Source organism: Bacillus sp. BF2-3, from assembly GCF_008368795.1.
GTDB lineage: Bacteria > Bacillota > Bacilli > Bacillales > Bacillaceae_G > Bacillus_A > Bacillus_A cereus.
Genome location: NZ_QOSA01000010.1, coordinates 1 through 25,008, shown reverse-complemented (window position 1 = coordinate 25,008; position 25,008 = coordinate 1). Strand labels below are relative to the sequence as shown.

Genomic DNA, 25,008 nt, shown 5'->3' with positions numbered 1-25,008 from the left:
ATGAAACAAGTACAAACAAAAAGGGATTGGAAAAAACTTGCATACGACGTAGTGGAAGAGAAGATGATTACGAAAGAAGATGCAATAGCGATATTAGAAGCTGATGATACCGAAGTTTTAGAAATTATGAATGCGGCTTACATTATTCGCCATCATCACTTTGGTAAGAAAGTAAAATTGAATATGATTATTAATACGAAATCTGGATTATGTCCTGAAGATTGTGGATATTGCTCACAGTCTATTATTTCAGAAGCACCGATTGATAAATATGCATGGTTAACGCAGGAGAAGATTGTAGAAGGGGCACATGAAGCAATACGCCGTAAAGCAGGTACATATTGTATTGTAGCGTCTGGTCGTCGTCCGACGGATAAAGAGGTAAATCACGTAATTGGAGCAGTTAAGGAAATTCGTGAAACGACAGACTTGAAGATTTGTTGTTGTTTAGGTTTCTTAAATGAAGATCAAGCAGGACGTTTAGCGGAAGCAGGCGTGCATCGTTATAACCACAACTTAAATACACATGCAAATAATTACGATAGTATTTGTTCAACTCATACGTATGATGATCGTGTTGATACAGTTCAAAAAGCAAAACAAGCGGGCATTTCCCCATGCTCGGGAGCGATTTTTGGCATGGGAGAAACAATTGAAGAGCGTGCTGAAATTGCATTTGAATTACAACGTATAGATGCAGATTCTATCCCTTGTAATTTCCTTGTTGCTGTAAAGGGGACACCTCTTGAAGGACAAAAAGAGTTAACTCCAGTAGAATGTTTAAAAGTACTGGCAATGATGCGTTTTGTAAACCCAAAAAAAGAAATTCGTATTTCAGGAGGACGTGAAATCAATTTACGTTCTGTACAGCCAATCGGTTTATTTGCAGCAAACTCTATTTTTGTCGGGGACTACTTAACGACAGCTGGACAAGAGCCGACTGCGGACTGGGGTATGATTGCAGATTTAGGATTTGAGATTGAAGAATGTGCATTATAAGATAGATGAAAAAGCAAACTTGTAAAAGGGTTTGCTTTTTTTGTAAATAAAATGTAATAAATAGTTGTAAACGCTTGATATTATTGGTTTTTAAGCGAAAAAAAGAATTTTTGTGGACGAATTTTCCAAGCCCTAGTTGTACATAGTAAATATGTAATTTATATTGGGTTGGAGGATTTTACATGTACAAATACATATTAGCGATTATGACTTGTTTAATTTTAATAAAAGCAATAAGTTCTGATCCAGTTAAGGCTGCTGAAAATCCTGAACAAAAAGAAATGCAACAAAGAATCGAACAACACTTTCGAACGAAAGCTGAACATTTTGGATTGAAAACGGAAGGAAAAGATTTAAAGGAAGTTAGAAAAGAAATTACTATTATAGAAGAAGCGAAAAAAAGAGAGAATGTATGGAGAACGGCACAAGCTCTTCATATAAAAACAGAAGGAAAAACGATGAATGAATTAATAAAAGATGTACAAAAAAAGGTGAAAAAATAAAAAGAGGCCGCAGCCTCTTTTTTTATGCCCATTGTTTTGATAAGTGAGCCATTTCAATTGCAGCAACAGCTGATTCATATCCTTTATTACCAGCTTTCGTACCTGCGCGTTCAATCGCTTGTTCAATTGTTTCTGTCGTTAATACGCCGAAAATAACTGGGATGTCCATTTGTAGTGATAAAGACGCAACACCTTTTGCTACTTCATTACAAACGTAATCGTAGTGAGTTGTAGCACCTCGGATTACAGTACCTAATGTAATAACAGCATCATACTTTCCGCTACTAGCCATCTTTTTAGCGATTAAAGGAATTTCAAATGCACCAGGAACCCAAGCAACATCAATATCATTTTCTTCTACACCGTGACGCTTTAACCCGTCTAAAGCGCCGCCAAGTAACTTACTTGTAATAAATTCGTTAAAACGTCCAACAACAACTCCAACTTTTAATCCTGTACCAACTAAATGACCTTCGAATACCATAATAAATCTCTCCTTTAATTATAAGTTTAGTAAGTGTCCTAATTTGTTTACTTTCGTTTGTAAATACGATTTATTCTCTTCTTTTGCTGGCATTTGCAACGGTACACGCTCGACTACTTCTAAATCGTAACCTTGTAAGCCAGCAATTTTTCTTGGGTTATTCGTTAATAATCGTAAACTCTGTAAACCTAAATCTTTTAATATTTGAGCACCGATACCGTAATCACGAAGATCAGCAGGGAAGCCGAGTTTTTCATTTGCTTCTACAGTATCAAATCCTTCTTCTTGTAATTTATAAGCACGAAGCTTATTAAGAAGCCCAATGCCTCTTCCTTCTTGCCTCATATAAAGAAGAACACCTTTTCCTTCACGCTCAATTTGAGCAAGTGCTGCATGGAGTTGTGGTCCGCAATCGCAGCGATGTGAACCGAATACATCTCCTGTTAAGCATTCAGAATGAACACGTACAAGTACCGGTTCACCTGTTGAAATATCACCTTTTACAAGTGCGATATGTTCTTTCGTATCTAATGAGTTAGAATAGCCAATTGCGTGGAAAGTACCGAAATCTGTAGGTAATGTAATTTCCACTTCTCTCGTCACAAGTGTTTCATGATGGCGGCGGTAAGCAATTAAATCTTCTATTGTAATCATTTTTATATCAAATTGTTTTGCGCATTCTATTAAATCAGGTACACGTGCCATCGTGCCGTCCTCATTTATAATCTCGCAAATAACTCCAGCTGGTTCGGCACCGCATAGCTTTGCTAAATCAACAGCAGCTTCTGTATGACCTGCACGACGCAGGACACCGCCTTCTTTCGCAATTAATGGAAAGATATGTCCAGGTCGATTGAAATCAGCACCTTTTGATGCGGGGTTTAACAATTCTTGTATCGTAGTTGCACGTTCGTGAGCGCTAATCCCTGTTGTTGTAGAGACATGGTCAATGCTCACTGTAAACGCAGTATGATGTGAATCTGTATTATGAGATACCATTGGTTCTAATTGTAGACGTTCTGCGTACCCTTCCGTAATCGGTACACAAACGAGACCACGGCCATGTGTAATCATAAAATTAATTGTTTCTGGTGTAATGTACTCTGCTAAAGCAATAAAATCGCCTTCATTTTCTCGGTTTTCATCATCACATACGATAACGACTTTACCTTTTTTTAAATCTTCTAGAGCTTCTTCAATACGATGAAACATTGTGCTTCCCCCTTATAGAAATCCGTTTTCTTGTAAAAAGCTTTCGGTCATTGAACCTACTCGTTTTGTAGGTTTAGTAATAAAGCGTTCAATATATTTACCAATCATGTCACACTCAATGTTTACGATATCTCCGGCATTTTTTGCTCCAATGACAGATTCGCTTACTGTGTGCGGGATGAGTGAAATCGTTATGGAAGATTCGTCTATATCAAATATCGTTAAACTCGTTCCATCAACAGCAATGGACCCTTTCTGCAAACAATAGCGCAGTAGTTCATCAGAAATTGCTATTTTGTAATAGACGGCATTGTAATGTTGTTTTTTATTTAAAATCGTTCCGATTCCATCAATATGTCCTGAAACGAAATGTCCACCGAATCGTCCGTTTGCAGCCATTGCGCGCTCTAAATTTACTTTAGAGTGCGGTTTAAGCATGCGAAGTGATGTCGACTGCATCGTTTCAGGCATTGCATCAACTGTAAATGAAGTAGTTGTAAAGCTTGTTACAGTTAAGCAAATACCGTTAACCGCGATACTATCACCTAAGTGAACATCTGATAAAATTTTTTTTGCATGAATCGTTAATTTCATCGCTTCTCCGCTTTGTTGCATGTTTGCTATCGTTCCTAATTCTTCTACAATTCCTGTAAACATTTCGTCACCTCGTTTCGGGCATTCGCAACGATTTTTATATCATCACCAATTTGTTTCATCTCTTGAATTTTCAAGGAAAGCGCATTTTGTAATTTTGAAAAACCATTTCCTCCAAATAAAGTAGGAGCATCTTTCCCACCAATTAATTTCGGACTTATATAGGTTACAATTTCATTAAAATTGTTTGTTTTTAAGAAACTTGCATGAATCGATTGGCCACCTTCAACGAATAGAGAAAGAATTTGTTTCTCTCCAAGAAAGGAAAGAAGGTCCTCGATTTCTATATGTTTCGTTTCCATTTGGAATATAGCTATATTTTTAGATTCATAAGAAGATATCTTCTCTTCCTTTACATCCTTACCGACAATAATCCATGTCGGTGCTAAACCATCTGTTATAACATGAGAAGATGGTGGCGTTCGTAAATGGGTATCTAAAACAACGCGAATAGGATGTTTCCCACCATTTGGAATTCTTGTTGTTAAATGAGGATTATCAGCTATAACTGTATTCACTCCAACAAGAATTGCATCATGTGTATGGCGATATTGGTGAACATCAGCACGTGCTTCTTCACCTGTAATCCACTTACTTTCACCAGTTACAGTTGCTGTTTTTCCATCTAAGCTCATCGCTGTTTTGATTGTTACAAAAGGGCGCTTCGTTTTCATGTAGTGAAAAAAGTAGCGATTTAATAAAACTGCTTCTGCTTCAAGAACACCGGTCGTTACTTCAATTCTAGCTTCCTCTAATCTTCTTTTTCCGTTACCAGAAACGAGCGGATTACAATCGAGAGTAGCAATTACAACACGCTTAACTCCTTTTTCGATGAGCAATTCACAACAAGGTGGTGTTTTTCCAAAGTGGCTACACGGTTCCAGTGTTACATAAACGGTAGCGTCTTTGGCGTTCTGACCAGCCATTTGAAGGGCATGAACTTCTGCGTGTTCTTCACCAGCTCGTAAATGAGCCCCCATACCAACGATGTTTCCATCTTTTACAACAACAGCACCAACCATAGGATTTGGACTTGTTTGTCCTGATGTCCCTTCTGCTAACTGCAGGGCAATCCTCATATATTCTTGATCTGTCATTTTCTTCACCTCTCCTAAAAAAATCAAAAAACCCCAAGGATTTAATATCCTTGGGGTTTGGGAGACGTGATTTCTAGAAATATAGTTTGAATACGAAAGCATAGGAAAGAAACCTAACGATAATTGATATTTCTGCATAAGGAAAAAACCTAGCAAAATATCAAATTTTTAAACGCTAGTTGTCTCTTTTTATTTCAGCATAAAAAATAAGTATAGAAAATTAAACATATATAAAGAATCAAAATGAATCTTTAAAAATATGCATACTGAAATAAAAGTGTATTCACTATATAAAAAACTAGAAACATATCCTTCTCCCATCCAGACTATACTGTCGGCCCTAGAGTTTCACTAGATCCACCGTTTTCGAGTTGAAAACGGGTCACGGACTTAGAAGTTTTCACTTCATCACCGCCGGTTGGGAATTTCACCCGACCCCGAAGGATGCTGTTTGCTCAAATTATAGCACAAAAAAAATAAAAGGCTAGTAAAAAATATTCGAATGTGAAGAATTGTGTGAAAATATATGCAGGCTGGAATGGAAATAAAAGTATTAGAAATGTTGTAAGGAGAAGGGATATAACGGAGTTGCTAAAAAGAAAAAACATGCACAAAAAAATGTGCATGTCACATGTAAAATTATTCTGCCTCTGGTGCTCTAACAACAGATTCGAATTTACCTTTATGCGAAGCGTCGCAATAAGGCATATTTTTTGATAAACCACAACGGCATAAAGAAAATGCCGGTTTTGCTGGGAATACATTCCCTTGTGAGTCGACTAATTCCACGTCCCCTGTAACGCGAAAAGAGCCATTATCATTTACTTTAATTTGTACTTTTGCCAACGTTATCCCTCCTTCCCAAACGCTTAATTTCATCATATAATCAAGGGAAGTGCTTGACAATATAAAAAGAGCACTTTGTTTGAGAAAGAAGAGAGTGTTATAATAGTTTTCATAACTGACTAGAGTAAGGTGACGAGAGATGGATAAACAATTACATACATTACGAAACATTGCAAATGAGCGCACGTGGGCATCATTTTTGAATGATAATCATCCATATAGTTTGTTACATTGGTCCATTGCAGGTGTAGGGCAAGAGGCAAAGGATGTTTGGTTACTTCAAGATGAAGTAACATTTCAAACGACAGAATTCCCAACGTTAGATGATGCAATGCAATGGATTTCTGAAAATATGGAACAAGTTACAGACGTTTTAGCGCAATAAAAAACAGGCTTATGCAAGCCTGTTTTTTGTTTCTTTCACATATGTGTTTAAAAATTGATCGACGGCTGCTTCGTACTCTTCTTTATTTTCGTTATAAGAGCAAGCGTGTGCACCGTGTTCTGCAATATAAAGCTGCTTATTATTTTCTTTCGCTTCATATAACGCTTTTGTCATATCAGCTAAAATATAGTCGTCATCTTTACTATGAATAAAGAGAACGGGATTGTTAATGTTTTTTATACAGTCGATTGGTGAAACTTCACGAATTGTATAACCGTCACGAACTTTCAAAAATGCGTTTGCTAAAGGTAATAAAGGCCATTTTGGTAAATGGAATTCAACCTTTAAACGGTGCTGTAATTGTCCGTGAAAATCAGAGAAAGGACAATCTGCAATATAGAAATCAGCACCATCTTCTACAAGTCCTGCGTATTGAAGAAGTGTTGCAGCTCCCATAGATTCACCATGAATACCAAGTGTAATATTGGTGCCAAAACGGTTTTTTAGCCAGTCAACTACGGATTTTAAATCATGTTTTTCATAGTATCCATAGCTTGTTGTTTTTCCGCCAGTTTTACCATGACGACGATGATCGTAAATGAGGACGTTATATCCCCTTTTTAAGAATAAGTTTGCATATTTTACAGAGTTTATTTTATTTACAGTTACACCGTGGCAAAAAACCATAAACTTATTGGTGGAATGACCAGCAGGAATGTAATATCCGTGAAGGTCGTATCCGAATTGTGAAGGGATATGAATTTCTTCTTTATGAAGAGCATCAAAATCCTCTATACGAAAATGTTTTTTCGTTTCTCTTTCGAGTACTTCTTCCTCTGTTTTTTTCTTTAAGTACATCACTTTATTTGTAAAGAAAATCCCAAGGGCAGTTATTGCACCTAGTATAGTAAACAATGCTGCAAAAAAACGTTTCATACTTTACCTCATCCTCCAAATACCGTTACATGTGATACACTTATATTGTATCACAATGATATAAAAGGGGAGAAATAGGAAATGCTGCATATACAAAAAATTACGCCAGCGATGAAAGAAACAATCCGAATGTTCATGTGTGAGAACTGGGGAAGTTCATTGATGGTTTCACGTGGTAAGGGACATCAGTTAGAAGAGTTGCCAGGATTTGTTGCGCTCTCAGATGACAGAATAATCGGAATTATAACGTATGAAGTGACCGGAAATATATGCGAAATTGTATCGCTAGATAGCTTTGAAGAAAGAAAAGGAATAGGGACGAAACTTGTGGATTGTGTATTACAAGTTGCAGAAGAAGAACGGTGCAGACAGGTTTGGCTTATTACAACAAATGATAATATGAATGCGTTACGATTTTACCAAAAACGTAATTTTGTAATGACTAATTTATATGTGAATGCGGTAGAGGAGGCACGAAAAATAAAGAAAGAAATTCCACGTATGGGATATGATAATATCCCAATTTTACATGAAATTCAGTTGGAGTATCGTTTAGTGAAATGATGTAACAATTTTCAGAAATGTGAGTTATTAATCTTGACGGATAGTGTAATTTAGGTTACCGTAAAATTGTAATCTATTACCATATTAAGGGGTGACGATGTGGCAACTATACGTGATGTTGCAAAATTGGCAGGTGTTTCAGTCGCAACCGTTTCACGAGTTATTAATGAAAAAGGATACGTTCATGAGGACACAGTAAAACAAGTAAAGGAAGCAATTGAAGAATTACGTTATAGGCCAAACAGTGCAGCGAAGCCACTATTTAAAGAGAGTTCAACGATAATTGCATTACTTGTAGATAATTTATGTAACCAATCAAACATCACTTTGCTACATTGTATTGAGGAAATAGCATATAAAGAAGGCTATCAAATCATTATTTGTAATATAGAGAATAAAGATAGATACATACATATGCTGAAGCAAAATAACATTGCAGGTGTTATTTTGACGAGAGCAGTTTTTAAAAGTGTAGGAGAAATTCCATTTCCATTTGTTGTGATCGATGAGCAACAATCACATGGAAATTATTATGAAAGTGGACAGAGAGCTGTTTCTTTATTAAAAGAGAAAGGGTGTCACTTTCTTGCATATTTCGGTGAGGGAGAAGAAAGTGAAGAAATGGAAGATCATATAGCAGGGTTTTTAGACGCTGTTTGGGATGAAGGAATCTCTTATCGAGAAGAATGTGTACAAGGGTATACAAATAAACAATTTATTACATTATTGCAAAACAATCCGTATATAGATGGAATTGTAGCCTCAAGTGATCAGATTGCTATTGAGTTAATTCGGTCAGCGAGATTTCTAAATATACATATACCAGATAAATTAAAAATTGTTGGACCGAATGGGAGTATAGAGTGTGAATGGATAGGTTCATCACTACCGACAATTGAAAGCTATGTCAAAGATAACGGAAAAGTAGCTTTTCAACAATTAAAAGGAAAAATAAAAAAGTAAAAGGTGCGTTTTATACGCACCTTTTTATAATGTAATTGCGGCAATAAAGCCAAATATAAGTAACGGTATATTGTAATGTAGAAAAGTGGGTACACATGTATCCCATATATGATGGTGCTGACCATCAGCATTTAAACCGGATGTTGGTCCAAGGGTACTATCCGATGCTGGAGATCCTGCGTCACCTAGTGCTCCGGCTGTACCGATAATTGCAATTGTGGCCATTGGACTAAATCCAAGCTGAATGCAAAGAGGTACAAAAATGGTTGTTAAGATAGGGATGGTTGAAAAGGATGAACCAATTCCCATCGTAACGAGAAGTCCAATAACGAGCATAAGAAATGCAGCGAGTGGTTTGTTATTTCCGATTATATGTGCACTCGTTTGCACTAGAGATTCAACATGTCCTGTTTTTCGAAGAACAGCGCCGAATCCAGCGGCAGCAATCATAACAAAGCCAATAAAGGACATCATACGCATTCCGCTTGTTAATATCGCATCTGCTTCTTTAAGTGGTAGACTGCCACTAACTGATAAGACGATAATACCTGCTAAAGCACCGAAAATCATTGATTCTGTTGTTAATTGAACAGTTAATGTAGCAATGATAGATAATAACCCGAAAGTAATGCTACGTTTTGTATAGGGAACGATTTCATTTTCGGTAGTATGAATTTGTTCTGTTTCATACGTACGAGGTTTTCGGTACGTAATGAATACCGCTACACATAATCCAATAATCATACCGATTGCTGGAATAGTCATTGCTTTTGGAATAAGTGTGACATCAAATGTAAGGCCGCTTTGCGCAGCGTTGGTTTGCAATACGTCATGATAAATTTTTCCGAACCCTGCAGGGATCCACATATAAGGAGTAATCAATCCAAATGTAATAATACATGTGACAAGTCTGCGATCCACTCTCAGCTCATTTAATACTTTTAAAAGTGCTGGAATTAAGATGGGGATGAAAGCAATGTGAACAGGAATCACATTTTGTGAGAAACAAGCCATCGTTAAAATAATGAATAAAATAAGTATTTTAGAATAAACTTGTTTTTTCGTGTCTTGTTGATTGCCAATCCATTTTAATGCAGTTTGAATCATAGCATCTGGAAGTCCTGTTTTGGAAAGGGAAATAGCGAAACCACCAAGCATTGCATAACTTAAAGCGATTGGAGCACTGTTTCCAAGACCAGTTGTAAAAGTGTTAATCGTTTCTGAAATACCGAGTCCGCCGATAAGTCCGCCTGTTAAAGCTCCAACAATGATGGCGACAATGACCTGGACACGTAACAAACTAAGCAATAGCATAATTGCTACTGCGACGAGTACAGCGTTCATAATAAATGTAATCTCCCTAAATTTTTATTCTGTTAAGACAAGTAAATATGAAACATTTTGCTATGTTTATACATACTTGCGACATATTATTATAAAATGTTTTCTATGAAATGTAAAAGAGCCTTTTGTTACTAATGCTGAAAAGCTAGCTCTTGTTTAATTGATTGTAAAGAATTAGCGAATAATTCTGGTTCTTCTAAATCAGGAGAATGTGCTGAATTTGGGAACCAAATCATCTTTTTTATAGGCGCTTCAATAATATCGCAATATTCCTGAACGAGTGCATAAGGAGTTTGATAATCATAGCGACCAGAACAAAAATAAACTGGAATAGATAAACTTGAGATAGAAGAAAAGAAATCGATTGTCAGCATTTCTTCCCATAAAATTCCAGATTTTAAATTTCCTGCGAGAAACTTGAACCAATCTAATAGCGTATATTCGGGAGAAAAGAAACCTTTTCGTATGAAAGAAAAGGAAGATCCGTTTTGGATTGCGCCTCCAAATGTGCCAAGCCACTTTCTTTGAATAATGAGACGTCTCGTATCTAAAAATGGTGGTTTGCCTAATTTTAAAAGGGAAGCTAATGCTTTTTTATGATCATGTTTTTTTGCAGAATGAATTAAATGTTGATATAGCAATTCTTCATTTTGTTTCATATGTACAATTTGCCCAATACCGATGTAAGCCTCGATATACTTTGGATATTGATGTGCTATGTTAAGCCCAATAATACTTCCCCAAGAATGACCAGCGAGAAATAGTTTTTGTTTGTTGAACTTTTTAAGTACATATTGAATCACTTCTTTTGCATCGGAAACGAATTGTTCGATTGTGAAATTTGCTCCGAAATCTTTCATTGAAAAGGATTTACCAGCTCCGCGCTGATCCCAATTAATAACAATAAATTGCTTCTCTAATTCTTTTTGAAAATGGCGAATAAATCCGATTTGTGCCATCCCAGGTCCGCCGTGACAGCATAATAAAATAGGTTGCTCTACGTTTTGTCCACGCATAAGGAGAGTTTGTTTTCGATTATTAATCATAACGCTTTCTATCGTAGCGATACTATTAGGAATGAGTTGTTTGTTTTCGTTATAGAACTGAGGGGTGTAGCTACGAAAAAGCATATTGAAAACCTCCTTTTGTGAAATCGTATGAATCGCACAGGCTATTCATTTTGCATATACTGTTAGAAAATCATTGTAACATACCATACTAGTGTCATTTCAACACGGGAGGAGGGAAATTGTGACGATTGGAGAAATTATAGATGGTTTAAATAGACGTGAATCCATCGCTATTATAGCAAAACGTCTTGAAATAAGCCCGTATACATTATCGAAGAAATTAAGATTGATTGGATACGAATATGATGGAGAGCAGAAGAAACGTATTTTTGTAGGAGATGGAGAAGAACCACGTCACTTACAACTCCAAGAAGCGACCGCCCTTCAATATGAGAAAACAGATTATCAATTATTAATTTATGAGCAATTACAAAGCATTTATGAGTTATTAAGAAAAAGAGAAGAAGTAATTGCACCAATTGTGAGTAAAAGTACAGAGAAAAAGAGACGAACCTTTTCTATTAATACAGAAATATTAGCAAGATTGGACCTTATATCAGAATCGAAAGGAATTCAAAAATCTAAACTTGTAGAAGAGGCGTTGCAACAATTTTTACAGCAATATGAAGTTGACAAAACATCACATTTTGATAACTAAAGAAAAGGATACTATGTTCATTAGAAGAACGAGTATCCTTTTTATGATGTATATTACGTATAAAATAGAGAATCAGTACAAATCCTTTATACGTGAAAAATGAAATTTATTATTAGAGAAACACTTAATTTACTTTTTGAATTCTTCCATCAATAACTGGCTGAATTGGTTCTTTTAATTGTTTTACGTAATTGACTAACGCTTCAAAGTCGTTTGGCCCAGTTTCTGCATTTTTACCATTTTTAAATGATACGAATCCATCACCGCCAGAAGCTAAGAAGGCATTTGCAACTACGCTATACGTTGTAGATGGAGATAATTCTTCTCCGTTTGTTAAACGTATATTTGTAACTTTTTCACCGTTTGGTTTATTTGCATCCCACGTATATTGAATACCTGAAATTTGAAGCATTCTTGTTGTTCCTTTTTGCCATTGCTGATTTAAAATATCGCGAATGTCTTGACCTGTTAAATCTACTTTAATCAATTGATTTCCAAAAGGTTGAATGCCGTATAACTCACCCCACGTAATATCACCAGCATCTAAGTCATTACGAATGCCACCAGGATTCATGAGGGAGATTTGAGTTTGCATCGTTTGACGCTGAGCATCGGCAACTAAATTTCCAAGAGTGGACTCACCAGCATCATTTTGTTTACGGTCGATAGGTGCTGTAGATTTTCCGACCACTTCATTTACAAGTGGTGCGATTTTTTCTTTATATTGATCTAGTTTTTTCTTTACTTGTTTATCAGGTTCTACACCTTCATGATACGTTGTAACAACTTCAGCTTTTTTCTTTACAATATCCTTTGTTTTACGATCAATTGTTACATCGACGTCTGAGAAAGCCATTCCGTATGAATTTGCTTGGACAATTAGTTTATTGTTTACTGTACCATTTACATACGTATGACTATGTCCACCGAAAATAACATCAACTTCTGGGTCTGTTTCATTTGCAATTCGAGTAAGATCGCCATTTGTTACCCCAGACTCATCGGTTGTTCCACCGACATGAGCAAGAACGACGATAGATTTAACGCCGAGGCGTTTTAATTGTTGTGTTGATTTATTAATTGCTTCTACTTCATCAGTAATTTGTACATTGTTAAGCATCGTAGGCATAACGACATTTGGTGTATCAGTTGTAACAACCCCAATGAATCCTACAGGAACACCATCTACCATTTTTACAGTAAATGGTGGTAAAAATAAGCGGCCAGTTGATTTGTTATAGAAATTAGCAGCTACATAGGGGAAGTTAGCCCCTTTGAAATTTCCTGTTTTTTCATGATATCCACCGTAAATGAGGCGTTTCATTTCATCAATGCCTTCATCAAATTCATGGTTCCCGATTGTACCGACATCAAATTTTAAGTCATTTAAAAATTCAATCGTCGGTTCATCTTGTAATAATGCTGAAACTGGTGGACTAGCTCCGACGATATCACCAGCATGTACGAGAAGTGTATTAGGGTTTTGTTTTTTATGTTCTTTTAAATAAGTAGCTAAGTAATCAGCGCCACCAGCTTCTTTATTATTGATTTTTTTAACAGTATCTAGTTGTCCATGGAGATCATTAATACCAAGCATTTGTACGTCTATGTAGCGGTTTTGTTCAGCTGGATTCTGAGATGGGGGAGCGGCAAATACGCTTGAAAAAGTAATGGTGCTTAAAACAGCAACGGCAGGAATAATTTTTTTCCACATAATATAATTCTCCTTTTTTATAATCTGACATCATACGACATAATTTTAATAGATTCATAGGATTATAGCTACATAAAAATTTAGTCTTTTCGAAAAATTAACATATTTACAAAAAGTGAATAATAGAGTAAAGACCCTTTTTTATTGTCGATTTCATTGTGTATCTACTATAATGGAGAAAAAAGTAAAAGGTGAGTAGCATGAAGAAAAAGAAACAAAGACAAATGCAAAGACAATCACAAGTGAATCAACCAAAGAAAGAAACACTTACATTAGGCGATCAATTAAATGATTCACTCATGCAACAATTAAAGAGTAAGAAGAAAGAGTTGCAAGTGAGGGAAGAGGAAAAAGAGGCAGCTGAACTGGAAAGAAAGCGCCAAGAACAAAAAGAACGTGAAAAGAATAAATCATTTGAAGAACTGCTAAGTGAAAGTAACCTTACTTGGAAAGACTTTAAATAATAAAAAAATGATCAGTGAAATACCACTGATCATTTTTTGACGAGCTTGTAAGAAAAGGGGAGTTAGAATGAGAAAAATTGTCGTTGTTCCACATGAAAACCATTGGAGTGAAAAATTTCAAATGGAGGCTAAAAGATTAAAATCAGCGATGCCAGAAACGGTAAAAATTTATCATATTGGAAGTACGTCAGTTCCCGGACTGGCAGCTAAACCTATTATTGATATGATCATGGAAGTAGAAAATATCGAAAGAGTAGATGGGTGGAATGAACGGTTTATAGAGCTTGGTTACATCGTAAAAGGGGAAAATGGTATTTCAAGACGCCGATATTTTATTCATGGAACTGAAGAAAAACGCTCGTATCATTTACACGTGTTTGAAAAAGGAAATCCAGAGATAGTAAGGCATTTAGCATTTCGTGATTATATGATGGCTCATTGTGAAGAAGCAGAGGCATATGCAACCTTAAAGAAAGAATTAGCCGAAAAGTATACATATGATGGCGAGTTATATACGGAAGGAAAAAATGAGTTTGTGCGCAATGTGGATGAAAAAGCGAAAGAATGGAGAAAAAATAACGTGAATGAATGAGTTCACGCTATTTTTTAGCTATATAAAAGTGTTATGTAAACTGTACGTATGTTTTGACTTTTGGGATGAATCTTGTTGAAATAAAATTGTGGCTTATAAAAAATGTAACAATGAAAGGGAGACGACTGTGCATATTCCAACAACTACACTTCATAATGGCGTGAAAATGCCGATGATTGGTCTAGGCGTATATAAAGCGAAAGAAGGAGACGAAGTAAAGCAAGCAGTAAAAACAGCGTTAGAAGTTGGATACCGTTCGATTGATACAGCAACTGTATATGAAAATGAAAGCGGTGTCGGAGAGGCGATACGTGAATCAGGAATTCCAAGAGAAGATATATTTATTACAACAAAAGTATGGAACGACGATCAAGGATATGAGGAGACACTCGAGGCGTTTGAAAAGAGTTTGAAAAAATTACAAATGGACTATGTAGATTTATATTTAATACATTGGCCGGTAAGAGGGAAGTATGTTGATACGTACCGAGCTTTAGAGAAATTGTATGAAGAAGGTAAAGTGCGTGCGATTGGTGTTTCTAATTTTCATAAACATCATTTAGAACTATTATTACCAAATTGCAAAGTGAAGCCGATGGTAAACCAAGTGGAACTTCATCCGATGTTGACGCAATTTGAGTTGCGAAATTATTGTCAAGATGAGCAAATTCAAATGGAAGCATGGAGTCCGTTAATGAGGGGCGGAGAAGTATTCCAGCATCCAATCATTCAGGCTATTGCTAACAAATATGAAAAAACACCTGCACAAGTTATATTAAGGTGGGATATTCAAAGCGGGATTGTTACAATTCCTAAATCTGTTACACCATCTCGTATTAAAGAAAACTTTACTATTTCTGATTTTGCACTAACTGAAGAAGAGATACGTCAAATTAACACGTTGAATCGTGATTTACATGTAGGAACGAATCCTGATAAATATGATACGTTATAAAAAAGACTGTCTCCTAATACTGGAGACAGTCTTCTGTTTTATCGGTAATTCGATATTTTTAACGATGCAAAGCATATGTGTCATATTTAACAATCTTTTGAAGTTGTATATATTCTTCTTTCGTTAAAGGTAACTGTTGACTAGCTCGTATATTTTCCTGTAATTGTTGAAGAGAGCTTGCACCAGGTATAACAGCTGCAACAGTCTTATTATGTAAGCAATATTGAATAGCTGTTCCTGTTAAAGAGCGTTCTCCAATCATTTCTTTTACACTTGCTAGAGTTGCATGTAATTCATCGTAAGAATAAGAGAGATAATCCTTTTCCTTTACTCTTTCTATCTTTCTTGCATTATTGTCAGTTAAAATTCCTTTTGCAAGTGGCCCGCGGGCAATGACGCTAATTTGGTGTTCATTTAGAAGGGGGAACCATTCTTCTGGACGACGATTTAAAAGGTTATATTCCATTAGTACACTAACGATGTTTGAGCGTTTTGCATATTCACGAACGACATTTGGGCGTATAGAAGAAATACCGTAATGGCGAATAATACCTTCCTTTTTCAATTCTTCAAAAGCTTCAATTGTTTCATCTATTGGATCTTCAATTGTTCCGCCATGAAGTTGGTAAAGGTCAATATAATCAGTTTGAAGTCTACGTAAACTTTCCTTTACTTCAGTCTTTATGTAAGCTTTAGAAGGATCCCAAGACCAGCCATTTTTTTCTTCTGTCCAACGATTTCCAACCTTCGTTGTAAGTACAATTTGGTCTCTTCTTCCCTTCAAGGCTTTTCCAACAAATTCTTCATTTAATCCGTAATCATATAAATCTGCTGTATCAAAAAAATTAATTCCTAAATCGATCGCTTCATCGATAATATGCATAGCTTCTGTTTCAGATGTACCGAGAGACATACAGCCAAGGCCCATTTCTGTAACAAACAAATCTGAGTTTCCTAATTGACGTTTTTTCATAGGGCAACCTCCTTACCTTTATTGTACGAGAGGGAAAAGAGGTTGACAAACGTTTACTTTTCGCTTCGCATTAACTGCCCGTAAAAGCATGATTAATGTTTCACTTTATTTGCTGTAATCCACTCTTGTACAGTTGTATACTCTTTGCTATATTGCTTTAGCTTATGGCGAATTTGCCATGCTTTTCCGACTAAAGTGACGCGATTTGGTAAAATATAAACTTTCATTTCTATCACGCTCCTTTCAATGTGGTAAAATGTATGAGGAAAGAATAGGAAATAGAACAGGGAGATGAAGTAGTATGAGTAATCTTGCAGAGAGAACAGTAAAAACTGAGCCAATTTTTGATGGTAGAGTTATAAAAGTTCGTGTTGATGATGTAGTATTACCAAATGGAGCAATGAGTAAACGTGAAATTGTAAATCACCCTGGTGCAGTTGCTATTATTGCTATTACTGATGAGGGGAAAATTGTGCTTGTTGAGCAGTATCGTAAAGCACTTGAAAAGGCGATTATAGAAATTCCGGCTGGCAAGTTAGAACCTGGTGAAAAACCTGAGGTAACAGCAGTTCGTGAATTAGAAGAGGAAACAGGATATGTATGTGAAAATATGGAGCTCATTACTTCTTTCTATACATCTCCAGGATTCGCAGATGAAATTTTATATGTATATAAAGCGACAGGTTTGACAAGAAAAGAAAATAAAGCTGAGTTAGATGAAGATGAGTTTGTGGAATTAATGGAAGTATCGTTAGAAGAAGCGATTACTCTTATGAAAGATCTTCGTATTCATGATGCGAAGACGATGTTTGCAGTACAATATTTACAACTACAAAAATAAACACTCGCCAAAGGCGAGTGTTTTTTAATTGATTTTTGCATATACACGTGCATCACGTAAGCTACCATCTGGTGCTAGGAAGTCATTTTCCATTGTCCCTTCTAGAATGAATTCTAGACGTTCTGCTAAGCTACATGCATTTATATTTGTTGCATCAGTACGAATTTCAATTCTTCTAGCGCCTAGTTTATCAAAGGCGAACTGAATTGCACCTTTAACAGCTTCGGTCATATAGCCTTGTTTTGTATAGGCACTATGTAGCCAGAAGTGAAGTGAAAACTTTGGAATATCCCAGTTTTCAGGCTTTAGTGTAATTGCTCCGATGAATGTACCAGATACTTTATCGTATAAGTGAAAATCAAGTGTTTCACGAAGTAAAAACTGTCCGTGAGCTTCGCGAACAATTTCTTCAGCACTCTCTTCTGTTTCAGCGTTAATTGGTATCCACGGTACTAAGTCTTCTAGAGAAGCTTGGATTGCTTCATATACTTCTGCACCATCACCTGGAAATGGTTTACGAACTTGCAAGCGTTCAGTTTGAAATAATGTTGGAAAATCTAATAATAATGGTTTCAAGAGAAATCCCTCCTATTCTCTACTTTTTAGTTTAGCAAAGTAGAGCGGAATTTCAATGTTAATTCGTCATACTTTTTTCTTTCTTTCATACATTTTTAATAAGAGTGTGAACGGAGGGAAGAAAAATGTGGCGAAAAAATTGGCAAGACCGTGTAATGTCTCACATACAGGAAAACTCTTCATTATATATATTTAACGCTGTTTTATTATTGATGGGAGTAATATTCGGAGCCATTCTCGTGAATAGTTTACAAATCAATCAAAAACAAGATTTATCATTTTATTTACAACGTTTTTTTGGACAAGTCTCTAAAGGAGAATTTGCCATTGCGGGCGAAATGTTTCGAGAAAGTTACTTTTCGCAATTAAAATACATCGGATTTATTTGGATTTTAGGAATTTCAATTATTGGATTACCACTTATTTTTATTTTATTATTTGTAAAAGGAGTTGTCGTTGGATTTACAGTTGGTTTTTTAGTAAGTCAGCATGGATGGAATGGACTATTATTAGCATTTGTATCTGTTTTGCCACAAAATTTAATTATCATTCCAGTCTTTCTCGTTATGACAACCATTGCTGCAAGTTTTTCTTTACGGATGATTAGGCATCAATTTATTAGAAAAATAACCGAGCCACTATTACCATTATTAATCCGTTATACATGCTTCTTTCTCGTAATTGGAGTGGTGTTAGCACTTGCTTCTAGTGTGGAGGCTTACGCATCACCAGTTTTAATGAAAGAAGTCGTTGAGGCTATTAATAAAAAATAAATACTTTTTGAGAATAATTATCAATTTGTTTTTATTGTTTTTTCTTTTGACAGAAGCCCTTCTTCTGATATAATGGTGTAAGAGTGGCGAGGAGGGAGTAGTACCGAATGGAAGAAAGAATTGAACGAATTAAGAAGCAATTACATGCAGCGAGCTACAAATTAACACCGCAACGTGAAGCAACAGTTCGTGTGCTGCTAGAAAATGAAGAAGATCATTTAAGCGCAGAAGATGTTTACCTCCTTGTAAAAGAAAAGTCGCCAGAGATCGGATTAGCAACCGTCTATCGAACTTTAGAACTATTATCTGAGTTAAAAGTTGTCGATAAGATTAACTTCGGAGACGGTGTTTCACGCTATGACTTACGCCAAGAAGGTGCGCAGCGTTTCCACCATCATTTGATTTGTACACAATGTGGTGCTGTACAAGAAATACAAGAAGATTTACTTGGTGAAGTGGAAAGGAAAGTAGAACGAGACTGGAGCTTTAAGGTGAAAGATCATCGTTTAACATTCCATGGGATTTGTAAAAATTGTCAAGAAAATGAAACGGATGAAAAATAACCTTTTCCTATTTATCTAGGAAGAGGTTTTTTATTTGAATAAGGTATAAATTGGTGAAAGCTTGGCATATGTTGTAATAACTTATATTTTGGAGGAATTTACAATGCGCCGAGCTTTAAAATTAACTTTTGATGGAATAAAAGTATTTTTATTATTTACAAGTTGTACGATTTTGTTTTATTTCGCTATACTATGGATAAATGAAGAATATGAAAGCTATCATCGTTATGAAAAACCTAAAGAAGAGACTGTAGAAAAAGTATCAGGGAATGAAGAACCGGCAAAGGATGCTTTCGTAAATAGAATGATGTTTTTCTATGAAAATGGGGAGTAGTGTAGAGTGGAAGATCAATTAAAAGATTTTATTCATTATATGGTTGTCGAAAAAGGATTAGCAAAGAATACAGTAGTATCTTATGAACGGGATTTAAAAAGCTACGTAAAGTATTTGCAAAATGTGGAACAGACGAAAACTTTTCATGAAGTGACCCGTTTACACATTGTTAACTTTTTGCAGTATTTAAAAGAGAACGGAAAATCTTCGAAAACATTGGCGCGTCATATCGCATCAATTCGTTCGTTCCACCAATTTTTACTTCGTGAACGAGCGGTAGAACACGATCCATCCGTACATATTGAAACGCCACAAGGGGAACGGAAATTACCAAAGGTATTATCAGTTGATGAAGTAGAGGCGTTACTTCAAACACCAAAAATGACAAGTGCTTTTGGTATTCGTGATAAGGCGATGCTAGAGTTACTGTATGCGACAGGACTTCGTGTTTCAGAATTGATTGCACTCAATTTAGAAGATGTACATTTAACGATGGGATTTGTTCGTTGCATAGGGAAAGGGAATAAAGAAAGAATTATTCCACTAGGAAGTTTAGCAACGGAAGCGATTCAAAAGTATATTGAAAAAGGAAGAAGAGAATTAATGGGGAAAAAAGTAGTAGATGCACTCTTTTTAAACCATCATGGTAATCGATTATCAAGACAAGGATTTTGGAAAATATTAAAACGATTAGCGAAAGAGGCAAATATTGAAAAAGAACTTACACCTCATACGTTGCGTCACTCGTTTGCTACGCACTTATTAGAAAATGGAGCAGATTTACGTGCTGTACAAGAAATGCTTGGACATGCAGATATTTCAACTACGCAAATCTATACGCACGTTTCAAAAACTAGATTAAAAGATGTATATAAACAGTTTCATCCGAGAGCATAGTTACTATGCTCTTTTTTTCATAGATTAAGAGGGGAAGACCGTTTCACAGAAACTTCACAAACATTTCGTATATTGTTTTCAGCAGAAGACTAGAATATTACAATGTATTTCCTCTATACTAAATAAAGTATAAAGGAGGAAATGATGATGAAAAAACTGATTATAACTTTATTTATCGCGATGCTAGCGTTGGCTGGCTGTAATACAAACAAAGAAGAACCGAAAAAAGAACAGAAACTTGAAGCTGTAAAAGTAGCAGTCCAAACAAATCCGAAAGAAATTAAACCAGGTGAAAAAACAGAAGTACAAGCACTTGTTACACAAGGGAAAGAAAAAGTAACGGATGCCGATGATGTAAAGTTTGAAATTTGGAAAGATGGCGACGAAAAGCACGAGATGTTAGATGGTAAGCATAAAGGAAAAGGTGTTTATGCAGTAGAGAAAACATTCGAAACGGATGGAGTATACCATATTATTGCTCACACAAATGCACGTGAAATGCACGTTATGCCAGAAGTGAAAGTTGCTGTAGGAAATGCGAAAGTAGAAGATGCGAAAAAAGAAAATAGTGATCACAGTGCAGGACATGGAGATCATAAAAGTGACACAATGATCCATCTTATGGCTGGAGACATAAAGGCAAATGCTGAATCTACAATGAAAGTTCATTTAAAGCAAAAAGAAGAAGCATTAACTGGTGCTGAAGTACAACTAGAGATTTGGAAAGATGGTGTTGAAAAACACGAATTTATTCCAGCGAAAGAAGGGAATAAAGGAGAGTATGAAACGAAACATACTTTCAAAGAGAACGGTGCTTACAAAGTGAAAGTACATGTAAGAAAAGGCGAATTGCATGAACATAAAGAAGAAACAATAGAAGTAAAATAAAAAGTAGCTCTTTAGAGCTACTTTTTATTTTTAATATGAAGAAATAAATCATAAAAAAATTAGCACTTCGTTGCAGAATGGATTACAATAGAAGTGTGAAGAAAATGAGAAATTCTACGAAAATGTATTAAAAAGAAAGCGTAAACATGTTATGATATCAGTATCAGATGTCTGACATCTGACTTAGAAAAAACTAGAAATGTTTTTGAATCGTTTCAAGTAAACGAAATAGGTTAGAAAATGATTTAAAGAAGTACTGTTTGACAATGAGAATTCTTTTGGATAACAGTTTCACTTTATAGCGTTTTGAACATACTACAAGAAGTAGAACTGAACTTATAGGAGGTCGCAGTTATGAATAAATATAAACGTATATTCCTAGTCGTAATGGACTCTGTGGGAATCGGTGAAGCACCAGATGCTGAGCAATTTGGTGATCTAGGATCTGACACAATTGGTCACATTGCTGAACATATGAATGGGTTACAAATGCCTAACATGGTGAAATTAGGTCTTGGTAACATTCGAGAAATGAAAGGTATCTCTAAAGTAGAGAAACCACTTGGATATTACACAAAAATGCAAGAGAAATCTACTGGTAAAGATACAATGACAGGTCACTGGGAAATCATGGGCCTTTACATTGATACACCATTCCAAGTGTTCCCAGAAGGATTCCCAAAAGAATTACTTGATGAATTAGAAGAAAAAACAGGCCGTAAAATTATCGGTAATAAGCCAGCTTCTGGAACTGAGATTCTTGATGAACTTGGTCAAGAGCAAATGGAAACAGGCTCTTTAATCGTTTATACTTCTGCTGATAGCGTATTGCAAATTGCAGCACACGAAGAAGTAGTGCCACTTGATGAGTTATATAAAATCTGTAAAATTGCACGTGAATTAACATTAGATGAGAAATACATGGTAGGTCGTGTTATTGCTCGTCCATTCGTTGGTGAACCTGGAAACTTTACACGTACACCAAATCGTCATGACTATGCATTAAAACCATTCGGCCGTACAGTAATGAACGAATTAAAAGATAGTGACTACGATGTAATTGCTATTGGTAAAATCTCTGATATTTATGATGGTGAAGGGGTAACTGAATCACTTCGTACGAAGTCTAACATGGATGGAATGGATAAGCTTGTAGATACATTAAATATGGACTTTACAGGTCTTAGCTTCTTAAACTTAGTTGACTTTGATGCATTATTCGGCCACCGCCGTGATCCACAAGGATACGGAGAAGCTCTGCAAGAATATGATGCACGTCTTCCAGAAGTATTCGCAAAACTAAAAGAAGATGATCTATTATTAATTACAGCAGACCACGGTAATGATCCAATTCACCCTGGTACTGACCATACACGTGAATATGTACCATTATTAGCATATAGCCCAAGCATGAAAGAAGGCGGACAAGAGTTACCACTTCGTCAAACATTTGCTGATATTGGTGCAACAGTAGCAGAAAACTTCGGTGTGAAAATGCCAGAATACGGAACAAGCTTCTTAAACGAGCTAAAGAAATAGGGGGATAAACAAATGAATCGTGAACTTATTACAAAATCAGCTTCATACTTAAAAGAGAAATTTCAAGAGACACCACAAGTAGGACTAATCCTTGGATCAGGACTAGGTGTATTAGCAGACGAAATTGAGAATGCAGTAACAGTACCTTACAGTGAGATCCCTGAATTCCCAGTATCAACTGTAGAAGGCCATGCAGGTCAACTAGTATTTGGTACACTTCAAGGTGTAACAGTAGTAGCAATGCAAGGACGTTTCCACTTCTATGAAGGATACGACATGCAAAAAGTAACATTCCCAGTTCGTGTTATGAAAGAACTAGGTGTAGAAACAGTAGTTGTAACAAACGCAGCTGGTGGTGTAAATACATCATTTGAGCCAGGCGATCTTATGTTAATTTCAGACCACATTAACTTCATGGGTACGAATCCATTAATCGGACCGAATGATTCTGAAATGGGCGTACGTTTCCCTGATATGTCTACATCATATACAGTAGAACTTCGCGAAATGGCGAAACAAGTTGCAGCAGACTTAAATATTAAAGTACAAGAAGGTGTATACGTAGGAATGACAGGTCCTGTATATGAAACACCTGCTGAAATTCGTATGCTTCGTACACTTGGCGGAGATGCAGTTGGTATGTCAACAGTACCTGAAGTAATTGTAGCGCGTCACGCTGGTATGAAAGTATTAGGTATTTCTTGTATTTCCAATATGGCAGCTGGTATTTTAGATCAACCACTTCACCACGATGAAGTAATTGAAACGACAGAACGTGTTAAAGCTAACTTCTTAGCATTAGTAAAAGCAATCGTAAAACAAATGAAGGGGTGACTTCACAATGAGAATGGTGGACCTAATTGCAAAAAAACGTGACGGACATGCATTAACGACAGAAGAAATTAACTTTATTGTTGAAGGATATACGAATGGTGATATTCCTGATTATCAAGTAAGTTCACTTGCAATGGCAATTTTCTTCCAAGATATGAACGATCAAGAGCGTGCTGATTTAACGATGGCAATGGTAAATAGCGGTGATACAATCGACTTATCGGCTATTGAAGGTGTAAAAGTAGATAAGCATTCAACAGGTGGTGTTGGTGATACAACGACACTTGTATTAGGTCCATTAGTAGCTGCTTTAGATGTACCAGTAGCGAAAATGTCTGGACGCGGTTTAGGACATACTGGTGGTACAATTGATAAATTAGAAGCAGTTCCAGGATTCCATGTGGAAATTGAAAACGATGAATTCATGCGTCTTGTAAATGAAAACAAAATCGCTGTTATCGGCCAAAGTGGTAACTTAACACCTGCTGATAAAAAGCTATATGCACTTCGTGATGTAACAGCAACAGTAAACTCAATTCCGCTTATTGCAAGTTCGATTATGAGTAAAAAAATTGCTGCTGGTGCAGATGCAATTGTTCTTGATGTAAAAACTGGAGCAGGTGCATTTATGAAAACGGATGAAGATGCAAAACGTTTAGCAGAAGCAATGGTACGTATCGGTAATAACGTTGGTCGTAATACGATGGCAGTTATTTCTGATATGAGTCAACCACTCGGTGAAGCTATCGGTAACGCATTAGAAGTTCAAGAAGCAATTGATACATTACAAGGTAAAGGGCCGAAAGATTTAGAAGAGCTATGTTTAACACTTGGAAGTCAAATGGTGTACCTTGCTGGACAAGCTTCATCTTTAGAAGATGCACGTGAAAAGCTAATTGAAGTAATGAACAACGGAAAAGCGCTAGAATCATTTAAAACGTTCTTATCAGCGCAAGGCGGTGACGCATCTGTTGTTGATGACCCTTCTAAATTGCCACAAGCACAATTTAAAATTGAAGTGGAAGCGAAAGAAGACGGATATGTATCAGAAATCGTTGCAGACGAAATCGGAACAGCAGCAATGCTTTTAGGAGCAGGACGTGCAACGAAAGAGTCTGAAATTGATTTAGCAGTTGGTCTAATGCTGCGCAAAAAAGTAGGCGATAGCGTGAAGCAAGGTGAATCTCTCGTTACAATTTACGCAAACCGCGAAAATGTTGAAGATGTAAAAGCGAAAATTTATGAGAACATGAAGATCTCTAAAGAACACGTAGATGCACCAACTTTAGTACACGGTATCGTAACGAAGTAATAAAAAAAGCTGAGGAGATTTTGAAGTGACCCCTAAAA

The 25,008-nt window shown here is 36.1% G+C and carries 30 protein-coding genes and 1 riboswitch; of the genes, 18 read left to right on the top strand and 12 right to left on the bottom strand.

Annotation, left to right across the window (positions count from 1 at the left end; all coding sequences use genetic code 11):
* Positions 1 to 999, top strand: coding sequence for a biotin synthase (gene bioB, locus DN401_RS09130; protein ID WP_000815855.1), 999 nt, complete (start codon positions 1 to 3; stop codon positions 997 to 999).
* A 182-nt stretch (positions 1,000 to 1,181) separates the two neighbouring features.
* Positions 1,182 to 1,502 (top strand): hypothetical protein, encoded by a 321-nt coding sequence (locus DN401_RS09125; RefSeq protein WP_000280032.1) that lies wholly within the window; start codon positions 1,182 to 1,184, stop codon positions 1,500 to 1,502.
* 22 nt (positions 1,503 to 1,524) lie between these two features.
* On the opposite strand, the gene ribH is transcribed toward DN401_RS09125, so the two are convergent.
* The 5 genes from ribH to DN401_RS09100 form a co-directional block, all read right to left on the bottom strand.
* Positions 1,525 to 1,986 carry a 6,7-dimethyl-8-ribityllumazine synthase gene (gene ribH / locus DN401_RS09120; protein ID WP_000230895.1) on the bottom strand — a complete coding sequence of 154 codons (462 nt, stop codon included), beginning with the start codon at positions 1,984 to 1,986 and terminating at the stop codon, positions 1,525 to 1,527.
* A gap of 18 nt (positions 1,987 to 2,004) precedes the next feature.
* Positions 2,005 to 3,198: a bifunctional 3,4-dihydroxy-2-butanone 4-phosphate synthase/GTP cyclohydrolase II gene (ribBA, locus tag DN401_RS09115; RefSeq protein WP_000468976.1), complete on the bottom strand. Its 1,194-nt coding sequence runs from the start codon at positions 3,196 to 3,198 to the stop codon at positions 2,005 to 2,007.
* Between the two features lie 12 nt (positions 3,199 to 3,210).
* A complete protein-coding gene (ribE, locus tag DN401_RS09110) occupies positions 3,211 to 3,855 on the bottom strand; it encodes a riboflavin synthase subunit alpha (protein ID WP_000493908.1) in 645 nt (214 codons plus the stop codon).
* On the bottom strand, positions 3,837 to 4,949 hold the full coding sequence (ribD, locus tag DN401_RS09105; protein ID WP_000131986.1) for a bifunctional diaminohydroxyphosphoribosylaminopyrimidine deaminase/5-amino-6-(5-phosphoribosylamino)uracil reductase RibD: 1,113 nt from the start codon (positions 4,947 to 4,949) through the stop codon (positions 3,837 to 3,839). The genes ribE and ribD overlap by 19 nt, the downstream gene beginning before the upstream one ends.
* A gap of 305 nt (positions 4,950 to 5,254) precedes the next feature.
* Positions 5,255 to 5,398, bottom strand: a riboswitch (FMN riboswitch).
* Between the two features lie 190 nt (positions 5,399 to 5,588).
* Positions 5,589 to 5,795, bottom strand: a complete 207-nt coding sequence (locus DN401_RS09100) for a CDGSH iron-sulfur domain-containing protein (protein WP_001151582.1) — start codon at positions 5,793 to 5,795, stop codon at positions 5,589 to 5,591.
* Between the two features lie 139 nt (positions 5,796 to 5,934).
* Here DN401_RS09100 and DN401_RS09095 point away from each other — a divergent pair, with 139 nt between their 5' ends.
* Complete coding sequence (locus tag DN401_RS09095) at positions 5,935 to 6,180, top strand: DUF2552 family protein (RefSeq protein ID WP_000360793.1); 246 nt, start codon at positions 5,935 to 5,937, stop codon at positions 6,178 to 6,180.
* Between the two features lie 9 nt (positions 6,181 to 6,189).
* Here DN401_RS09095 and DN401_RS09090 read toward each other — a convergent pair whose 3' ends face one another.
* Entirely contained in the window at positions 6,190 to 7,116 is a 927-nt protein-coding gene (locus tag DN401_RS09090; RefSeq protein WP_000819234.1) for an alpha/beta hydrolase, read from the bottom strand.
* Between the two features lie 81 nt (positions 7,117 to 7,197).
* On the opposite strand from DN401_RS09090, the gene DN401_RS09085 reads away from it, so the two are divergent.
* Both DN401_RS09085 and DN401_RS09080 read left to right on the top strand, forming a co-directional pair.
* A complete protein-coding gene (locus DN401_RS09085; protein WP_000902435.1) occupies positions 7,198 to 7,680 on the top strand; it encodes a GNAT family N-acetyltransferase in 483 nt (160 codons plus the stop codon).
* A gap of 99 nt (positions 7,681 to 7,779) precedes the next feature.
* Entirely contained in the window at positions 7,780 to 8,643 is an 864-nt protein-coding gene (locus DN401_RS09080) for a LacI family DNA-binding transcriptional regulator (protein ID WP_000201363.1), read from the top strand.
* 24 nt (positions 8,644 to 8,667) lie between these two features.
* Here the strand turns inward: DN401_RS09080 and DN401_RS09075 are convergent, their stop codons facing one another.
* Together DN401_RS09075 and DN401_RS09070 are read right to left on the bottom strand one after the other, a co-directional pair.
* On the bottom strand, positions 8,668 to 9,987 hold the full coding sequence (locus DN401_RS09075; protein ID WP_149287663.1) for a Na+/H+ antiporter family protein: 1,320 nt from the start codon (positions 9,985 to 9,987) through the stop codon (positions 8,668 to 8,670).
* 131 nt (positions 9,988 to 10,118) lie between these two features.
* Positions 10,119 to 11,117 (bottom strand): alpha/beta fold hydrolase, encoded by a 999-nt coding sequence (locus DN401_RS09070; RefSeq protein ID WP_000898969.1) that lies wholly within the window; start codon positions 11,115 to 11,117, stop codon positions 10,119 to 10,121.
* A gap of 121 nt (positions 11,118 to 11,238) precedes the next feature.
* On the opposite strand from DN401_RS09070, the gene DN401_RS09065 reads away from it, so the two are divergent.
* On the top strand, positions 11,239 to 11,715 hold the full coding sequence (locus DN401_RS09065) for a ribbon-helix-helix domain-containing protein (protein WP_000151931.1): 477 nt from the start codon (positions 11,239 to 11,241) through the stop codon (positions 11,713 to 11,715).
* A 124-nt stretch (positions 11,716 to 11,839) separates the two neighbouring features.
* Here the strand turns inward: DN401_RS09065 and DN401_RS09060 are convergent, their stop codons facing one another.
* The gene (locus DN401_RS09060; protein WP_000265551.1) at positions 11,840 to 13,429 is read right to left on the bottom strand and encodes a bifunctional metallophosphatase/5'-nucleotidase; all 1,590 of its coding nucleotides are present in this window, start codon (positions 13,427 to 13,429) and stop codon (positions 11,840 to 11,842) included.
* Between the two features lie 200 nt (positions 13,430 to 13,629).
* Between DN401_RS09060 and DN401_RS09055 the strand changes: the two genes are divergently transcribed.
* From DN401_RS09055 to DN401_RS09045, 3 genes are all read left to right on the top strand, one after another.
* On the top strand, positions 13,630 to 13,893 hold the full coding sequence (locus DN401_RS09055; RefSeq protein WP_000727561.1) for a YqkE family protein: 264 nt from the start codon (positions 13,630 to 13,632) through the stop codon (positions 13,891 to 13,893).
* A 67-nt stretch (positions 13,894 to 13,960) separates the two neighbouring features.
* Positions 13,961 to 14,485, top strand: a complete 525-nt coding sequence (locus DN401_RS09050; protein ID WP_001227191.1) for a GrpB family protein — start codon at positions 13,961 to 13,963, stop codon at positions 14,483 to 14,485.
* A 127-nt stretch (positions 14,486 to 14,612) separates the two neighbouring features.
* Complete coding sequence (locus DN401_RS09045; RefSeq protein ID WP_000547993.1) at positions 14,613 to 15,440, top strand: aldo/keto reductase; 828 nt, start codon at positions 14,613 to 14,615, stop codon at positions 15,438 to 15,440.
* A gap of 58 nt (positions 15,441 to 15,498) precedes the next feature.
* On the opposite strand, the gene DN401_RS09040 is transcribed toward DN401_RS09045, so the two are convergent.
* Both DN401_RS09040 and mciZ read right to left on the bottom strand, forming a co-directional pair.
* Positions 15,499 to 16,413: an aldo/keto reductase gene (locus tag DN401_RS09040; protein WP_000747210.1), complete on the bottom strand. Its 915-nt coding sequence runs from the start codon at positions 16,411 to 16,413 to the stop codon at positions 15,499 to 15,501.
* Positions 16,414 to 16,505: 92 nt separating this feature from the next.
* Entirely contained in the window at positions 16,506 to 16,640 is a 135-nt protein-coding gene (mciZ, locus tag DN401_RS09035; RefSeq protein ID WP_000870302.1) for a Z-ring formation inhibitor MciZ, read from the bottom strand.
* Between the two features lie 74 nt (positions 16,641 to 16,714).
* On the opposite strand from mciZ, the gene DN401_RS09030 reads away from it, so the two are divergent.
* A complete protein-coding gene (locus tag DN401_RS09030) occupies positions 16,715 to 17,254 on the top strand; it encodes an NUDIX hydrolase (protein ID WP_000067042.1) in 540 nt (179 codons plus the stop codon).
* 24 nt (positions 17,255 to 17,278) lie between these two features.
* On the opposite strand, the gene DN401_RS09025 is transcribed toward DN401_RS09030, so the two are convergent.
* The gene (locus DN401_RS09025; protein WP_000803479.1) at positions 17,279 to 17,830 is read right to left on the bottom strand and encodes a GNAT family N-acetyltransferase; all 552 of its coding nucleotides are present in this window, start codon (positions 17,828 to 17,830) and stop codon (positions 17,279 to 17,281) included.
* Positions 17,831 to 17,985: 155 nt separating this feature from the next.
* On the opposite strand from DN401_RS09025, the gene spoIIM reads away from it, so the two are divergent.
* The 8 genes from spoIIM (at position 17,986) to DN401_RS08985 (ending at position 24,970) form a co-directional block, all read left to right on the top strand.
* Positions 17,986 to 18,603, top strand: a complete 618-nt coding sequence (spoIIM, locus tag DN401_RS09020) for a stage II sporulation protein M (protein ID WP_013142149.1) — start codon at positions 17,986 to 17,988, stop codon at positions 18,601 to 18,603.
* Positions 18,604 to 18,710: 107 nt separating this feature from the next.
* Entirely contained in the window at positions 18,711 to 19,166 is a 456-nt protein-coding gene (gene fur, locus DN401_RS09015; RefSeq protein ID WP_000392657.1) for a ferric iron uptake transcriptional regulator, read from the top strand.
* A gap of 103 nt (positions 19,167 to 19,269) precedes the next feature.
* Entirely contained in the window at positions 19,270 to 19,500 is a 231-nt protein-coding gene (locus tag DN401_RS09010; protein ID WP_001250432.1) for a YqzK family protein, read from the top strand.
* Between the two features lie 6 nt (positions 19,501 to 19,506).
* Positions 19,507 to 20,397 carry a site-specific tyrosine recombinase XerD gene (xerD, locus tag DN401_RS09005; protein ID WP_000390088.1) on the top strand — a complete coding sequence of 297 codons (891 nt, stop codon included), beginning with the start codon at positions 19,507 to 19,509 and terminating at the stop codon, positions 20,395 to 20,397.
* Between the two features lie 147 nt (positions 20,398 to 20,544).
* On the top strand, positions 20,545 to 21,285 hold the full coding sequence (locus DN401_RS09000) for a FixH family protein (protein WP_000733456.1): 741 nt from the start codon (positions 20,545 to 20,547) through the stop codon (positions 21,283 to 21,285).
* A 354-nt stretch (positions 21,286 to 21,639) separates the two neighbouring features.
* Positions 21,640 to 22,824: a phosphopentomutase gene (gene deoB, locus DN401_RS08995; RefSeq protein ID WP_001046079.1), complete on the top strand. Its 1,185-nt coding sequence runs from the start codon at positions 21,640 to 21,642 to the stop codon at positions 22,822 to 22,824.
* A 12-nt stretch (positions 22,825 to 22,836) separates the two neighbouring features.
* A complete protein-coding gene (locus DN401_RS08990; protein ID WP_001078446.1) occupies positions 22,837 to 23,658 on the top strand; it encodes a purine-nucleoside phosphorylase in 822 nt (273 codons plus the stop codon).
* Between the two features lie 7 nt (positions 23,659 to 23,665).
* The gene (locus DN401_RS08985; RefSeq protein WP_001243069.1) at positions 23,666 to 24,970 is read left to right on the top strand and encodes a pyrimidine-nucleoside phosphorylase; all 1,305 of its coding nucleotides are present in this window, start codon (positions 23,666 to 23,668) and stop codon (positions 24,968 to 24,970) included.
* The last annotated feature ends 38 nt before the right edge of the window (positions 24,971 to 25,008 follow it).